The organism is Cryobacterium sp. PH31-L1 (assembly GCF_030063145.1).
Lineage (GTDB): Bacteria > Actinomycetota > Actinomycetes > Actinomycetales > Microbacteriaceae > Cryobacterium.
In genome coordinates this window covers 281,127-296,265 of the sequence record NZ_JASISM010000006.1, presented here as the reverse complement: position 1 = coordinate 296,265, position 15,139 = coordinate 281,127, and the positions used below count along the sequence as shown (strand labels likewise).

The following is a 15,139-nucleotide window of genomic DNA, read 5'->3' as shown; positions in this document are numbered from 1 at the left end:
CTACAGTTAAGACATGAGGATCAACGCTTTTTCCGACGTCTGCCTGCGGGTTGTCATGCTGCTCTGTGCGGCGCCGGAGAGCGTCACCTGCACCTCGCGGGTCGTTGCCGCCGAGGTCGGCACGCCCTACAACCACGTCAGCAAAGCGCTGCTAAAACTGCGCGAGCTCGGCCTGGTCGAGGCACAGCGCGGCCGGAACGGCGGCGTGCGCATCAGCGCGCTCGGCCGAGAGGTCACCGTCGGTGCGCTCCTGCGCACACTCGACACGCGCACCGACTTGGCAGCCTGCGACTCCATAAGCGGCCCCTGCCCTCTGATCAGCGGATGCGGCCTCCGCGGCGCCCTGCGCCGCGCCCGGGAAGCCTTCTACCGCGAACTGGATGACCTCGTCATCGCCAGCCTCCCGCACGGCAAACCGGGTGGCCCGATGCTGGTCGAACTGGGTTTGGCGCGGTAGGACTAAAGTCCCTAATTTCTACGACTTGTAGAAAGCATCCGTTTAATTGGTATATGAAATGCTACTTTTGATGAAGGCCCCCACAAACGGGTGCCGACACGCAGAAGGAGTATTCATGCTTTCGCCCCAGTCCACTCCCCTCATCGAAGCCACCCTGCCGCTGGTCGGCGAGCGGATGCCCCAGATCGCGAAAAACTTCTACCACCGCATGCTCACCGCCCACCCCAAATTGTTCGACGGGCTGTTCAGCCGGTCCAATCAAAAGAACGGCTCGCAGCAGCAGGCGCTGGCCGGCAGCATCGCCGTCTTCGCAACCCACCTGGTGAAGAACCCCGACACCACGCCGGAGGCAATGCTCTCCCGCATCGCCCACAAGCACGTCTCACTCGATATTCAGCCCGAGCAGTACGACATCGTCTACAAGTACCTGTTCGAAGCCATCGCCGAGGAACTCAGCGACGTGATCACCGCCGAGATCGCCGCCGCCTGGACCGAGGTCTACTGGCTGATGGCCCACGCCCTGATCAAGATGGAGAAGGGCCTCTACTCCGGACTCGCCAGCGACAAGCCGCTCGCCCCGTGGATCGTCGTGAAGAAGGAAGCGGCCGGAACCGACGCCATCACGTTCACCCTCGAACCCGCCGACGACACCCCCGTCACGCCCGCACTGCCGGGCCAGTACGTCAGCGTCACCGCGGTCATGCCCGACGGGATCCGACAGGTGCGTCAGTACTCCCTCTCAGCCGGCACCAACACGACTCGCGTCTTCACCACCAAGCTCGACGCTGACGGCGAGGTCTCCCCCGTGCTGCACCGCGACGTTCAGGTCGGCGACACCCTCATTCTCTCCGTTCCGTGCGGCGACATCACCCTCGACCACGGCACCGGCCCGCTGATCCTGGCCTCGGCCGGCATCGGCTGTACGCCCAGCGCTTCCATCCTGCGTTCCCTGGTGGACACCGGCTCAAAGCGCGCGGTTCGAGTGCTCCACGCCGAGAGCAACCTCGAGCGCTGGGCCCTGCGCGACCAGATGACCGAGGACGTCGCCCTGCTCGAGGCGGCCGAACTCGAGCTCTGGCTGGAGATCCCGAGCGTTGGCCACCACGAGGGCTTCATGTCGCTGGCGAACGTGACGATCCCGGAGGATGCCTCTGTGTACCTTTGTGGTCCGCTCCCGTTCATGCGCAGCCTGCGCGCCCAGGCGCTGGAATCCGGCGTGCCGGCCGATCGCATCCACTACGAGATCTTCGGCCCCGACCTGTGGCTCGCGGGCGTCTGACGCTTCCGACACCGCCGCACGGTTCAAGCCTGGCGCGACCGCGCTAGGTTTGAACCGTGGACGCTACCGGTGGTATTGAGATAGAACGCAAGTTTGACGTCGACGAGCTGGCCCTGCTGCCGCGCTTGAACGATCTACCCGGCGTGCAGGCCATCGCCGAGCCCGTCACCCACGACCTCGAGGCCGTCTACTTCGACACGAGTGCCCTCGTCCTCGCCCGCGCGCACATTACCCTACGCCGCCGCACCGGCGGCGACGACGCCGGCTGGCATCTCAAACGGCCGCTCGATGCCGGACGCCGACGCGAAATCCACGCTCCTCTCGGCAAACACGTCCACGGCGAAGCGGATGCCGTCCCTGAGTCGCTCGCCCAGCTCGTGCGGGTCTACACCCGCGATTCCCCGCTCGTTCCCGTCGTGCACCTCGGCACCACCCGCGTCGTGCACGCCCTGATCGGCGTTGGCGGCGAAACCCTCGCCGTGCTCTGCGACGACCGGGTCGAGGCCCAACGGCTCATCCACGAACCCGCCTCGGCCGCCTGGCGCGAATGGGAGATCGAACTCGTCGACGGACCGGAGGACCTGCTCGACGCGGGCCAGTCGGTGCTCGCGAGCGGCGGCATCCTCGTGTCGCAGCACGTTTCGAAGCTTGCCCGCGCGCTCGGCGACCGGTTCCCGGCAGGGAGCAGCACCAAACCGCGCCGTCCCACCCCGAACGGCCCGGCGGGCCATGTTCTGCTGGCCAGCCTGACCGAGCAGATCGGTGCCATTCGCCGGCACGACCCGCGGATTCGTCAGAACACTGCCGGTTCCGTGCACGCGATGCGCGTCGCCACCCGCCGGCTGCGCTCGGTGCTGGCCACCTATCGTTCGCTCGTCGATCCCTCGGTCGTGCAGCATCTCCGTACCGAACTCGGCTGGCTCGCCGCCGTGCTCGGCGGCTCCCGGGACGAAGAAGTACTGCAGCGGCGCGTGGTCGGCCTGCTCGACCGAGAAACCCCCGCGCTGCTCCTCGGCCCCATTCGCGAACGCCTCGAAAGCCGTTCCGAAACAGATGCCCACTCCGCGCAACTCACGCTCATCACCGCCCTCGACACCCACCGCTACTTTCGGCTGCTGGACGCTCTTGATGCCCTCGTCGCCACTCGGCCGCTCACGGCCGCGGCCGACCAGGATGCCCGGGTCGTTGTACCGGCCCTGGTCACCAGAGAGTGGAAGAAATTGCGCCGAGCCGCGCGCCTGGCGGCCAAGACCGTACCGGGTGCGGAACGAGACCTCGCCCTGCACGCCGCTCGCAAGCGCGCCAAACGACTGCGCTACGCGGCCGAGACGGCGCATCCGCTCAGCCCCAAGCGATCGGCCCGGGTGAGCCGCTTCGCCCAGAAACTCCAGACCATTCTCGGCGACCAGCACGACAGCGTCATCGCCCGCGATCGCCTGCTCAAGCGCGGCGGAGTCGAGGCCTACCTGCGCGGCGAGAATACCTTCAGCTACGGCCGGCTGCACGCCCTGGAACAGCAGAAAGCAGCAGCAGCAGAATCGAATTTTTGGAAGTCCTGGAGCCGTCGCCCCTAACCGGTTCCAGTCAGCTCCAGAGGGCCACGTGCACCTTGCTGCCGCGACGCGCGACCCCGCGGGAACCGCCGGGTGCGAGCATCGCAGCGGTGGCCTCCGCGGTCGTCACGAACCGCTGCAGGGTGCGCGCGGCGGCCGGCGCGCGACCGTGATCGAGGGTGCTTGCACACCACAACCCGGCAATCGGCGTGTTCGGCACAGGTACCACCACGAGCGACCGGGCCGCAACCTCGGCCCGCACGATGTGCATGAACGCGAGCATGATGCCCTCGCCGTCGCGAACCGCGGCGAGGGCATCCGTTTCGCTGCTGAGCGGCACGATCTCTGGCACGCCGAGCGCTGAGGCGAGAAAGGTTGCCGCCAGCCAGCTGCTCTCGGCGGTGAACTCCTCCACCCCGGCCGGACCGCTGAACCACAGTTCTCCCAGCAGTGCGGTGAGCGACGGTGGCTGCCGGGTGAGCGGATGCTCCTGCGCGGCCACCAGCACCCGCTGGTAGCGCAGAAAGGGCACCACTTCCAACTGGTTTCCCTGCGGAGGACGAGCGCCGAGCGCCACATCGTAAGCGTGGTCCTGCAGCAGCGACCCCACATCGTCGGCGGACTCGACCACCACGTCGATGCCGCCAAAATGACCGGGCACCCGACGGGTGAACGCGTCGAGCAGCCGACCGGCCGCGTGCTCGGCGAACCCGGCCGTGGCGACGACCCGCAGGTTCGCGGTGGATTCCTCGGCGTGCGACACCTCCCAGCGCACCTGGTCGGCCAGGCCCACGATCTCCTGGGCGTGATCGGCGAGCGCCCGACCACCGGCGGTCAGGGCGATGCCGGCGCCGGCTCGCACGAACAGGGCGTCACCGAGGTCGAGGCGCAGCGCGGCGAGCGACGACGAGACCGCCGGTTCGCTGATGTTCAGGGCGGCCGCGGCAGCGCGGAGCGACCCGAGCCGGGCCACCAGGGCAAAGGCCCTCAGCTGATTCAGCGTCATTGCCACAGCTCATAACCTTTCGCTTAGGTCGATATTGACAGTCTCGGCGGCCGGGAGCAAGCTGTGGCACACAACAGTGTCGCGCAACGATGCGCGGTGCCGTGGAACCTTCTCAGTGAGGAGAAGCCCGTGCAGATTCCGGCTCCGTTCGACTATGTTCGCGCCAGTTCGGTCGACAATGCTCTCGCCCTGCTCGACCGTCACGGGGCCGAATCCCGGGTCGTCGCCGGCGGCCACAGCCTGCTTCCCATGATGAAACTGCGCCTGGCCCGCCCGGACTGGCTGATCGACATCAACGACCTGTTCGAGCTGGATTATCTGCTCGTCGATAAGGACGTGCTGCGCATCGGCGCGATGACCCGGCACACGACCCTGCTGGAATCCGACGACATCAAGCGCCTGTTTCCCATCATCACCGACGCCGAACGGGTCATCGCCGACCCGATCGTGCGCAACCGCGGCACCATCGGCGGTTCGCTCTGCCAGGCCGACCCGGCCGAAGATCTCTCCACGGTCTGCCACGTTCTCGAAGCGATGGCCGTCGTGCGCGGTCCGGCCGGCGAGCGGATGCTGTCGATGGCCGACTTCCACCGCGGCCCCTACGAGACGGCCGTCGCCCAAAACGAACTGCTGATCGAGGTTCGCATACCCATTCGCACCGGCTCGAGCAGCGCCTACGAGAAGGTCGAGCGCCGCGTCGGCGACTGGGCCGTCGCCGCGGCCGGCGCTTCGGTCAGCCTCGACTCCGCCGGCACAATCAGCCGGGTGGCCGTCGGCCTCACCGCCGTCGGACTCGACCGTAATGTCACCGAGGTCGAGGCCGTGCTGGTCGGTCAGGCTCCGACCGAGGAACTGTTCACCGAGGCCGGGCGCCTTGCGTCCCTCGCCTGCGATCCCCTCGCCGACCAGCGCGGCCCGATCGACTATAAGCGGCACCTCGCCGACGAACTGACCCGTCGGGTCGTGCGGGCGGCCTGTCGCCGCGCCGCGGCATCCGTTTCCGAGATCACGATTTAGGAGTTGAGCTCAATGCAGATCAGCATGACCATCAACGGCACTTTCGTCACCCGTGAGATCGAACCCCGGGTGCTGCTCGTGCACTTCATTCGCGACGACCTGCGGCTTACCGGAACGCACTGGGGCTGCGACACCACCAACTGCGGCACCTGCGTGGTGCTGATGGACGGCCAGCCGGTGAAATCCTGCACGGTACTGGCCGCCATGGCCGACGGGCATGCGATCACGACCGTGGAGGGACTCGCCAACGGCGCCACCCTCGACCCGGTGCAGCAGGGCTTCATGGAGGAGCACGGCTTGCAGTGCGGTTTTTGCACTCCCGGCATGATGCTCACCGCCCGCGCGCTGCTCGACCATAACCCGCACCCCGAACCGCTCGAGATTCGCGAGGCCATCTCCGGCCAGATCTGCCGCTGCACCGGCTACGCCACCATCGTGCGGTCCATTCAGTGGGCGGCCGAGCATCCGGTCGGTGCCACCACGGAAACAACAGATGAAGAGGTGCACGCATGACCATTCTCGAGGACCGCCCATCGAACCCTGCCGCCGGCGACCACGATCGGCCCGTCGGCCACGGCCGCATGCAGCGCAAGGAAGACCCGCGCTTCGTGCGTGGCAAGGGCCACTACGTCGACGACATCGTGCTGCCCGGCATGCTGCACGGTGCCATTCTGCGCGCTCCCGTCGCCCACGCCCGGCTGGTCTCGATCGACACGACCGAGGCCCTCGCGCACCCCAAGGTGCTCGCCGTCATCACCGGTAGCGACCTGCAGGCACTCGGGCTGGCCTGGGCGCCGACCCTGTCGATGGACGTTCAGGCCGTTCTCGTCACCGACAAGGTGCGCTTTCAGGGCCAGGAGGTGGCGTTCGTCGTCGCCGAAGACCGATACGCGGCCCGCGACGCCCTCGAACTGATCCAGGTCGAGTACGACGTGCTGCCGCCGGTCGTCGACGCCCGCAAAGCAATGGATCCGGGCGCTCCCGTCATTCGCGACGACCTCGAAGGCCGCACCGACAACCACATCTTCGACTGGGAAGCCGGCAACAAGGCCGAAACGGATGCCGTCTTCGCCAGCGCCGATGTCGTGGTCACCCAGGAGATCGTCTACCCGCGCGTGCACCCGGCGCCGATGGAAACCTGCGGCGCCGTCGCCGACTTCGACCCCATAGACGGTCGTCTCACCCTGTACGAAACCACGCAGGCCCCGCACGCCCACCGCACCCTGTTCGCGATGGTCTCCGGCATTCCTGAGCACAAGATTCGCGTGGTCTCCCCCGATATCGGCGGCGGATTCGGCAACAAGGTCGGCATCTACCCGGGCTATATTCTCGCCGTGGTCGGCTCCATCGTCACCGGCAAACCGGTGAAATGGGTCGAGGACCGCTCCGAAAACCTCATGAGCACATCGTTCGCCCGCGACTACATCATGCAGGGCGAGATCGCGGCGACCAAGGACGGCAAGATTTTGGCGCTGCGCACCAGCGTGCTCGCCGACCACGGTGCCTTCAACGCCACCGCCCAGCCCACCAAGTATCCGGCCGGCTTCTTTCACATCTTCACCGGCAGCTACGACCTCGCCGCCGCGCACTGCACCGTCACCGGCGTGTACACCAACAAGGCACCCGGCGGCGTGGCCTACGCCTGCTCGTTCCGGGTCACCGAGGCGGTCTACCTGGTCGAGCGGATGGTCGATATCCTGGCCCGCAAACTCGAGATGGACCCGGCGGAGTTGCGGCTGAAAAACTTCATCAAGAAGGAGCAGTTTCCCTACGCCAACAAGACCGGCTGGGAGTACGACTCGGGCGATTACGAACCCACCATGCGACTGTCGATGAAGATGGCCGGCTACGACGAACTCCGCCGCGAACAGAAGGAGAAGCGCGAGCGCGGCGAACTGATGGGCATCGGCATCTCGTTCTTCACCGAAACTGTCGGTGCCGGCCCCCGTAAGGACATGGACATCCTCGGCCTCGGCATGGCGGACGGCGCCGAACTGCGCATCCACCCCACCGGTAAGGCCGTCGTGCGCATCTCGGTGCAGAGCCAGGGGCAAGGGCACGAGACCACGTTCGCGCAGATCGTGGCGGAGGAGATCGGCATCCCGCCGGAGGATATCGACGTCGTGCACGGCGACACCGACCAGACGCCGTTCGGCCTCGGCACCTACGGCAGCCGGTCCACCCCGGTCAGTGGCGCCGCCGTGGCCCTCGTGGCCCGCAAGGTGCGGGAGAAGGCCAGGTTCATCGCCGCGGCGATGCTCGAAACCCGGCCGGAAGACCTCGAATGGGAGAAGGGCCGTTGGTTCGTCAAGGGCGACCCGAGCGTTGGCAAGACCATCGCCGAGATCGCGATGGGTGCGCACGGAACGGTCGCGCTGCCAGAGGGCATCGACGGCAACCTCGACGCCGAGGTCACCTACGATCCACCGAACCTCACGTTTCCGTTCGGCGCCTATATCTGCGTCGTCGACGTCGATCCGGGCACCGGGCACGTCAAGGTGCGCCGCTTCATCGCGGTCGACGATTGCGGCACCCGCATCAACCCGATGATCATCGAGGGCCAGATCCACGGCGGGCTCACCGACGGTGTCGGCATGGCGCTGATGGAATTCATCGAATTCGACCAAGAGGGCAACTGCCTCGGCGGCTCGTTCATGGACTACCTCATTCCCACTGCGATGGAGGTGCCCGATTGGGAGACCGGCTTCACCGTGACCCCGTCGCCGCACCACCCGATCGGTGCCAAGGGAATCGGAGAGTCGGCCACGGTCGGGTCTCCCCCGGCGGTCGTCAACGCCGTCGTCGACGCCCTCGCCCCGTTCGGCGTCGTGCACATGGACATGCCGTGCACGCCGGCCCGGGTCTGGGAGGCCATGCAGGGCCGTACGAGACCGCCGGTGTAGCCGTGGGCCAGGCAACCCTGGAGCGGGAGCTCGTTGAACGCCGTGAGGCCTTCGTACACGCGACGGTCGTGCGCGCCCAACGCCCCACGAGCGCGCACGCTGGCGACACGGCGCTCGTGCGCGCGACCGGCGAGATCGACGGGTTCGTCGGGGGAACGTGCGTGGAGGCATCCGTTCGCCTGTACAGCCTGCAGGTACTCGAAAGCCGCCAGCCGCTGCTTCTCAAAGTGGTCGCCGGGATGCCGTCGAGCATTGTGGAAGACGGCGCGGTTGAGGTCTCCAACCCCTGCGTGAGCAATGGTGCGATCGAGATCTTTCTCGAGCCGCGCATTCCGCTGCCGCGCCTGGTCGTGGTCGGGTCAACCCCCGACGCCGAGGCGCTCGCCGCCCTGGCACCGCTCGTGGGTTTCGACCTCGTTCAAGCGGATGGCGCGACCGCCGCCCTCGAGGCCGGCGACGCCGCTCTCATCGTCGCGTCCCACGGCCGCGACGAAGAGGCAGCGCTGCTCACCGCCCTGGCTGCGGGGGCGCCCTATATCGCGCTCGTGGCCAGTCCTAGGCGCGGCGCCGCGGTGCTCGCCTCGCTCGACGTGTCACCAGAGCAGCGCGCGCGGGTGTTCAGTCCGGCCGGGCTCGACCTCGGGGCGCGCACGCCCGGCGAGATTGCGGTGTCGATTTTCGCGCAGCTGGTGCAGGAACGGGCCGGGCGTGGGCATCCGTCTCATGCTGCTGCAGTTGAAGCGGCGAGCGCCGCTGAACCGGCTGGCAGCGCGATCGACCCGGTCTGCGGCATGTCCGTGGCGGCGCTGCCCTCATCACTGCAGGTGGAGTCTGGCGGCGAGACGGTCTATTTCTGCTCAGCGGGCTGCCGTGCGTCTTTTCTGAAGAATCCGGAGCAGTATGCGACCCCGCGCTAGAGCCCTGGCCTGCCGCCACTGGTGCGAGCAATGAGTGCGGAGGCCGTGGCCGAACTTGTGCCCTCCGTCGCTGCGCTGCAGAGCGCCCTCGACGCCGAGGACTACCTGGCCGATGAGGGTCTCGCGACGGCGGTGTTTCTGGCCGTGCGCATGCGGCAGCCGCTGCTGCTCGAGGGCGAGCCCGGGGTCGGCAAGACCGAGATTGCGAAGGCGCTGGCCCGGCTGCTCGATACCGAACTGTTTCGGCTGCAGTGCTACGAGGGCATCAGCGCCGGGGAGGCCCTGTACGAGTGGAACTACCCGCGGCAGCTGCTCGGCATCCGTTTGGCGGAGGCGCGCGGCGCTGAACTGGCCGAAACTGAATTGTTCGGCCGGGACTACCTGCTGCGCCGCCCGCTGTTACGGGCGATCGAGCATGCCGGCCCGCGCCCGGCGGTGCTGCTGCTCGACGAAATCGACCGGGCCGACGCCGAATTCGAAGCCTTCACCTTCGAACTACTCGCGGAGGCGGCCGTGACCATTCCCGAGCTCGGAACCGTCGAGGCCACCCACCCGCCGATCGTGATTCTCACCAGCAATCGCACCCGCGACCTGCACGATGCCCTCACCCGGCGCTGCCTGTACCACTGGATCGACTACCCCGGTCCGGAGCGGATCGCGCAGATCGTGCGGCGTCGGGTGCCGAACAGCTCGCAGGCAATCGCGACGGATGCTGCGGCCGCGATCACCCGGTTGCGCTCGCTCGACCTGGTCAAACCGCCCGGAATCGCCGAGGCAATCGACTGGGTGAGCGCCCTCGGCGTGCTCGGAATCGAGCAGCTCAGCGCCCGCGCTGTCGAGCAGACCTGGGGTTCCGTGCTGAAGAACCGGGACGATCAGGGCCTGGCAGCGTCCCGCGGTTCCGCGTGGGTCGCCGAGGCCGCCGGTGCCTGAACGCGTGCGGTACCCACCGATCGAAGCGGCGGCCCTTGCCGCCGGCTTCAGCACCGCCCTGCACCGCGCCGGATTGCCGGTATCACCCGACCGGGCCGCACGGCTGGCCGAGGCGCTGCGACTCATCCCCCCGACCGACCGGGCCGCCCTGTACTGGGCCTGCCGCATCGTGTTCGTCTCCCAGCAGCAGCACCTCGATCGCTTCGACGCGGTGTTCAACGCCGTGTTCGACGGCCGGCTCGACCCGGCCGAAAGCCGCGGCGACCCCAACGCTCCCCCGGCGATCGGCTCCGAAACCCGCACGAAGGCCGCCCCGCCGATCAACCGGCCGGTCGGCGCTCCCGAGCCTCACGCCGAGGCCAGCCCGCCCGCGCCGCTGCCCGGCTCGGACTCGAGCGACGACGATGATGACCGCCACGAACGCGACGCCACTCTCGCCATGGCATCCACTGACGAGCACCTGCACGAGATGGCCTTCGCCGATCTCGCACCCGAGGAGCTTGCCCGGTTGCGCCAGCTCGTGGCCCGCATCGTGCTGTCAACGCCGACCCGGCTCAGCCGGCGCACGAATCCGTCGCCGCAGAGCCGGGACCGGCTCGATCTGGGCCGCTCTGTTCGTGCCGCGCAACGCACCGGCGGTGACCCGATCAGTCTGCACTTCACTCGGCGCCGCCCGAAACCGCGACGGCTCGTGCTGCTCTGCGATGTGTCCGGTTCAATGGAGCCCTATACCCGGGTGTTCCTCTCGCTGTTGCAGGGCGCGGCCGCCGGAGCCCGCGCCGAAGCCTTCGTGTTCTCGACCCGCCTCACCCGGCTGACCCGGCAGCTCGCGCTGCGCGACCCGGACCAGGCGCTCGCGCAGGCGGCCGCCACCGCGACCGACTGGGCTGGCGGCACCCGGCTGGCGACCAGCATCCGTCGGTTCATCGACGACTTCGGACGCCGTGGCCTGGCCCGGGGAGCGGTGATCGTGGTGTTCTCCGACGGCTGGGCGCAGGACGACCCGGCCGACGTCGATGCCCAGATGGCGAGGCTCCGCCGGCTCGCGCACCGAATCGTCTGGGTGAATCCGCGCAAAGCCGCCGTGGACTACCGGCCACTGGTCGGGGGTATGGCCGCCGCCCTGCCCTACTGCGACGCCTTCGTCAGCGGCCACAGCTACGTCGCCCTCGCCGAGGTGGCTGCCGCGATCCGCGGCGACCCGCTGGCATCCGCTCGTCGACCAACTTCCCACCCAACCGTCATGACCCAGCAGAGGACACCCTGATGCAAATCGACACCACCTTCACCGTCGCCGCCCCCGTCGACACGGTGTGGAACACCCTGATGGACTTCGAGCGCGTCGCCGGCTGTGTGCCGGGAGCGCAGATTCTGAACAAGCTCTCCGATGACAACTATCAGGTGGGCATGAAGGTCAAACTCGGCCCGGTCACCATGCAGTACCGCGGCCAGATGAACGTCGACCAGCGCGACGCCGACGCGCACCGCGCCGTCTTCTCGGGCAAAGCCCAGGAAACCCGCGGACAGGGCACCGCCCAGGCCACGGTCACGCTCGTGCTGGTCGAAACCGACGGCTTGACCCAGGGCACGGTCAGCGCTGACCTGTCCCTGTCGGGTAAGGCTGCAGCCATGGGTAAAGGCGTCATCAGCAGCGTCACCGAGCAGATGATGGGGTTGTTTGCCGGCAATCTGCAGGAGCTGATCGAGAGCGGCGGGTCTGACGACGGCACTGCCTCAACTCCCGTCGGCGACCACGTCGACGATCCGGCCACCCTCGCGCAGGCCTCTCCGCGGGCGGTGACCGATGTGACCGATATTCCGCCGGGAGACGCGCCCGCCGCCGACACGCTGCCCGACGTCACAGCGGATGCCCCGGCCAGGCCCGGCCTGCCGCCCCGCCCGGTGCCGCCCCGCGTCGCACCCGCCGGCGGGCATCGGGCGGCCCCGCACCGTTCGACACCCGCTGCGGCGCCGAGCCTGGACGCCATGACCCTGGTCAAAGGCGTCCTCACCGACCAGCTGAGCGACCCGGTGAAACTTCTGGGGCTGCTGGCCACGGTAGCGTTCATCGCATACCAATTCGGTCGGCGCGCGTCCGGCCGCTAGAGCACGGGAATAGAAGGGACAGGCTATGCGTGAAGTACTGGATACCCTGCTCAGCGGCTGGAAGAACGGTAATACCGCCGGTCTGGCCACGGTTGTGCGCACCTTCCAGTCCGCTCCGCGCCCGGCCGGTGCCTCCATGCTGGTCAGCGCGGACGGCACAGTGGCAGGCTCGGTCTCTGGCGGCTGCGTCGAGGGCGCCGTCTACGAACTGGCCACCCAGGTCGCCGAAGACGGCGTGCCGGTGCTCGTGCGCTATGGCATCAGCGACGACGACGCGTACGCGGTGGGGCTCACCTGCGGCGGAATCCTCGATGTCTTCGTTGAACCCATCTCGCGCGACACCTTCAGCCTGCTCGAAGGGGTGCACAACGACGTGGCTGCCGGGCGTACGGTCGGCGTCGCGACGGTGATCGAGCATCCGGACGCCGCCTGGATCGGCCGCCACCTCGTGGTGCGGCCGGACGGGTGCGAGGGCAGCCTCGGCTCTGAGCGTGCCAACCGCGCGATCGGCGATGACACCCAAGGGCTGCTCGCCGCTGGCCGCAACACGACGCTGACTTACGGCCCGGATGGCGAGCGACGCGGCGAGGGACTGGAGGTGTTCTTCGCGAGTTACGCTCCCCGGCCCCGTCTGCTCGTGTTCGGGGCGATCGATTTCGCGACGGCCCTGGCTCGCCTCGGTACCTTTCTCGGCTACCGGGTCACGGTCTGCGACGCCCGCGGGGTTTTTGCGACCCATGCTCGGTTTCCCGGCGTCGACGAAGTCATCGTCAGCTGGCCAGACCGCTATCTGCGCGAGCAGATCGCTGGCGGACTCATCGACCCACGAACTGTCATTTGTGTGCTCACCCACGACCCGAAATTCGATGTTCCCCTGCTCGAAACGGCCCTGCACGGCCCCCCGGTGGCTTATATCGGCGCGATGGGGTCACGTCGCACGCACCTCGACCGCCTGGAACGCCTGCGCCAGGTCGGAGTGACCGACACTGAACTCGCCCGGCTGCGCAGCCCGATCGGGCTAGACCTCGGCTCCCGCACGCCCGAAGAGACAGCCGTCTCGATCGCCGCCGAGATCATCTCACTGCAGTGGGGTGGAAGCGGCGAGCCCCTGCACACCCTGTTCGACGCCATCCACCACGACGATCTCGTCGCCCCGAACCCTTCGTCCGACCCACGACTGATTGACGTATGAGCATCCTCGACTCCGTCACATCGGTACTGTTCGTGCACGCGCACCCCGACGACGAGACCATCAGCACCGGCGGCCTGATCGCATATCTCGCGAGCCGCGGCATGCGCATCACCCTGGTCACGGCCACGCGCGGGGAGCGCGGAGAAGTCGTCGCCGGGCCGCTCTCAGCGCTCGCCGACACCCCCGCACTGGCCGAAGAACGCGAGCGCGAACTTGAACGCGCAGCCTTCACCCTCGGCGTCAACGAAGGCTTCTGGCTCGGCGAAGCACCGGCCCGCGCGACCGGATTGCCCGAACGGCGCTATCGCGACTCCGGCATGGAGTGGATTCGCCCCGGCCTGGCCGGCCCGGCCACCGATTCGGAAGCGGATGCCCTCGCTCGCGCGTCACTCGACGAGGTCACCACTGACCTCGTCGCGGTTCTGCGACACGTAGCTCCAACCCTCGTGATCAGCTACGACGAAATTGGCGGCTACGGACATCCGGACCATGTGCGCGTACACGACGCCACGCTCGCTGCCAGCCGCGCGCTCGCACTGCCCTACGCCGAGATCCGCGACACTCCCACAGCGGATGCGGAATGGTTCGATTTTCGCAACCAGTACGACACCGTCGTGGCGGCTCTGCGCTGCCACGCGAGCCAACTCAGTGTCGACGGCGAATTCATCGTGCACTCCGGCGGCCAGCGCGACCCCATTCATACGTCAATCGGCCTGCGCCTGCGCTGAGGGGTTAACGAACTGCGGCCGCCCAGTGGGCGGCCGCAGTCGAGAAGCAACAAAACAGCGTGTGACAGAACCTACGGTGGAGATGCGGGGAATTGAACCCCGGTCCACTGCTGTGGTCATATGCCTTCTACGGGTGTATCCAGTGAAATCGCTTTCTCGGCCCCGGAATTTGCCACTGGCATCTACTCCGACAGGCCCAGCCTTCGTTTAAGTCCCTCTACACCCCGTGGCTCAGTGTAGAAGCAAGTTCTCTAGATGACGTCAGGATCCGGGTAGAGAGCATTCCCGGTCTGGCGGACTTCTCTAGTGCTTTCGCTTAGGCAGCGAGAGCGAAGTCAGTGCGGTTTGAATTAGCACTTATATTTTGCAGAGATCGTTAACGAGATAACCCTGCATCCTCGACCCGCTTCTCACAATTGCGCAAACAATGTCGAAACCGATCATCCCCATGCACATCGCACGCGTTTAAGCGCAGAGCGACGGGTTCGTGTCACACGCTGTTGAGTTACCAATCTGCACCAGTATCGGTGCAGCCCCCCATCCTACAACAGAAGGCCGGAGGCGGCTAGTCACCGAGGTGGCGCTGCGCCGACATGGCGCGATCCGATTCGCGCTTGTCGGTGCGTTCCCGCAGCGTCTGTCGCTTGTCGTACTCCTTTTTACCCTTGGCCACGGCAATCTCCACCTTCGCTCGGCCGTCGGCGAAATAGATGCGCAGCGGGATGAGCGTGTAGCCGCCCTCTTTAGTCTTATGGCTGATCTTCACGATCTCCTTCTTGTGCAGAAGGAGTTTGCGCTTGCGGCGCGGCGGGTGATTGGTCCACGATCCGCCGGAATACTCCGGAATATGTACCGCGTCCAGCCAGGCCTCGCCACCCTCGATGAAGGCGTAGCCGTCGACGAGGGTCGCTCGCCCGGCGCGCAGGGACTTCACCTCGGTGCCGCTCAAGACCATTCCGGCCTCGTAGGTGTCACTGATGAGGTAGTCATGTCGGGCTTTGCGGTTGGTCGCCACGACCTTTTCGCCACGTTCCCTGGGCATGTCTTC

Annotated in this window: 14 protein-coding genes and 1 other RNA gene; 12 read left to right on the top strand and 3 right to left on the bottom strand. The window is 67.3% G+C overall.

Annotation, left to right across the window (positions count from 1 at the left end; all coding sequences use genetic code 11):
- Positions 1-13: 13 nt before the first annotated feature.
- The 3 genes from QMF22_RS13905 to QMF22_RS13895 all read left to right on the top strand — a co-directional run bounded on the left by QMF22_RS13905 (position 14) and on the right by QMF22_RS13895 (position 3,310).
- Positions 14-457 (top strand): RrF2 family transcriptional regulator, encoded by a 444-nt coding sequence (locus QMF22_RS13905; protein WP_283454570.1) that lies wholly within the window; start codon positions 14-16, stop codon positions 455-457.
- Positions 458-572: 115 nt separating this feature from the next.
- Positions 573-1,736: a globin domain-containing protein gene (locus QMF22_RS13900; RefSeq protein ID WP_283454568.1), complete on the top strand. Its 1,164-nt coding sequence runs from the start codon at positions 573-575 to the stop codon at positions 1,734-1,736.
- Positions 1,737-1,792: 56 nt separating this feature from the next.
- Complete coding sequence (locus tag QMF22_RS13895; protein WP_283454565.1) at positions 1,793-3,310, top strand: CYTH and CHAD domain-containing protein; 1,518 nt, start codon at positions 1,793-1,795, stop codon at positions 3,308-3,310.
- Between the two features lie 10 nt (positions 3,311-3,320).
- Here the strand turns inward: QMF22_RS13895 and QMF22_RS13890 are convergent, their stop codons facing one another.
- Entirely contained in the window at positions 3,321-4,295 is a 975-nt protein-coding gene (locus QMF22_RS13890) for a LysR family transcriptional regulator (protein ID WP_283454563.1), read from the bottom strand.
- A gap of 63 nt (positions 4,296-4,358) precedes the next feature.
- Between QMF22_RS13890 and QMF22_RS13885 the strand changes: the two genes are divergently transcribed.
- The 9 genes from QMF22_RS13885 to QMF22_RS13845 are packed head-to-tail and all read left to right on the top strand — an operon-like array spanning position 4,359 to position 14,091.
- Positions 4,359-5,312, top strand: a complete 954-nt coding sequence (locus QMF22_RS13885; RefSeq protein WP_283454561.1) for an FAD binding domain-containing protein — start codon at positions 4,359-4,361, stop codon at positions 5,310-5,312.
- 12 nt (positions 5,313-5,324) lie between these two features.
- Positions 5,325-5,825 carry a (2Fe-2S)-binding protein gene (locus QMF22_RS13880; RefSeq protein WP_283454559.1) on the top strand — a complete coding sequence of 167 codons (501 nt, stop codon included), beginning with the start codon at positions 5,325-5,327 and terminating at the stop codon, positions 5,823-5,825.
- Entirely contained in the window at positions 5,822-8,215 is a 2,394-nt protein-coding gene (locus QMF22_RS13875; RefSeq protein WP_283454557.1) for an aerobic carbon-monoxide dehydrogenase large subunit, read from the top strand. Before QMF22_RS13880 ends, QMF22_RS13875 begins: the two co-directional genes overlap by 4 nt.
- A gap of 2 nt (positions 8,216-8,217) precedes the next feature.
- Positions 8,218-9,132, top strand: coding sequence for an XdhC family protein (locus QMF22_RS13870; RefSeq protein WP_283454555.1), 915 nt, complete (start codon positions 8,218-8,220; stop codon positions 9,130-9,132).
- 30 nt (positions 9,133-9,162) lie between these two features.
- A complete protein-coding gene (locus QMF22_RS13865) occupies positions 9,163-10,065 on the top strand; it encodes an AAA family ATPase (protein WP_283454553.1) in 903 nt (300 codons plus the stop codon).
- The gene (locus QMF22_RS13860; RefSeq protein ID WP_283454551.1) at positions 10,058-11,332 is read left to right on the top strand and encodes a vWA domain-containing protein; all 1,275 of its coding nucleotides are present in this window, start codon (positions 10,058-10,060) and stop codon (positions 11,330-11,332) included. The genes QMF22_RS13865 and QMF22_RS13860 overlap by 8 nt, the downstream gene beginning before the upstream one ends.
- Complete coding sequence (locus QMF22_RS13855; RefSeq protein ID WP_283454550.1) at positions 11,332-12,171, top strand: SRPBCC family protein; 840 nt, start codon at positions 11,332-11,334, stop codon at positions 12,169-12,171. Before QMF22_RS13860 ends, QMF22_RS13855 begins: the two co-directional genes overlap by 1 nt.
- A 25-nt stretch (positions 12,172-12,196) precedes the next feature.
- On the top strand, positions 12,197-13,363 hold the full coding sequence (locus QMF22_RS13850; RefSeq protein WP_283454549.1) for an XdhC family protein: 1,167 nt from the start codon (positions 12,197-12,199) through the stop codon (positions 13,361-13,363).
- Positions 13,360-14,091, top strand: coding sequence for a PIG-L family deacetylase (locus QMF22_RS13845; RefSeq protein WP_283454548.1), 732 nt, complete (start codon positions 13,360-13,362; stop codon positions 14,089-14,091). The genes QMF22_RS13850 and QMF22_RS13845 overlap by 4 nt, the downstream gene beginning before the upstream one ends.
- A gap of 74 nt (positions 14,092-14,165) precedes the next feature.
- On the opposite strand, the gene ssrA is transcribed toward QMF22_RS13845, so the two are convergent.
- Both ssrA and smpB read right to left on the bottom strand, forming a co-directional pair.
- Positions 14,166-14,539, bottom strand: a transfer-messenger RNA (tmRNA) gene (ssrA, locus tag QMF22_RS13840).
- A gap of 117 nt (positions 14,540-14,656) precedes the next feature.
- Positions 14,657-15,133 carry an SsrA-binding protein SmpB gene (gene smpB / locus QMF22_RS13835; RefSeq protein WP_092108491.1) on the bottom strand — a complete coding sequence of 159 codons (477 nt, stop codon included), beginning with the start codon at positions 15,131-15,133 and terminating at the stop codon, positions 14,657-14,659.
- Between the last annotated feature and the right edge of the window lie 6 nt (positions 15,134-15,139).

Coding starts and splice junctions, on each gene's coding strand:
- smpB (WP_092108491.1), bottom strand. CDS start 15,133: ATGCCCAGGGAACGTGGCGAAAAGGTCGTGGCGACCAACCGCAAAGCC.
- QMF22_RS13890 (WP_283454563.1), bottom strand. CDS start 4,295: ATGACGCTGAATCAGCTGAGGGCCTTTGCCCTGGTGGCCCGGCTCGGG.
- QMF22_RS13855 (WP_283454550.1), top strand. CDS start 11,332: ATGCAAATCGACACCACCTTCACCGTCGCCGCCCCCGTCGACACGGTG.
- QMF22_RS13865 (WP_283454553.1), top strand. CDS start 9,163: ATGAGTGCGGAGGCCGTGGCCGAACTTGTGCCCTCCGTCGCTGCGCTG.
- QMF22_RS13900 (WP_283454568.1), top strand. CDS start 573: ATGCTTTCGCCCCAGTCCACTCCCCTCATCGAAGCCACCCTGCCGCTG.
- QMF22_RS13845 (WP_283454548.1), top strand. CDS start 13,360: ATGAGCATCCTCGACTCCGTCACATCGGTACTGTTCGTGCACGCGCAC.
- QMF22_RS13850 (WP_283454549.1), top strand. CDS start 12,197: ATGCGTGAAGTACTGGATACCCTGCTCAGCGGCTGGAAGAACGGTAAT.
- QMF22_RS13905 (WP_283454570.1), top strand. CDS start 14: ATGAGGATCAACGCTTTTTCCGACGTCTGCCTGCGGGTTGTCATGCTG.
- QMF22_RS13875 (WP_283454557.1), top strand. CDS start 5,822: ATGACCATTCTCGAGGACCGCCCATCGAACCCTGCCGCCGGCGACCAC.
- QMF22_RS13880 (WP_283454559.1), top strand. CDS start 5,325: ATGCAGATCAGCATGACCATCAACGGCACTTTCGTCACCCGTGAGATC.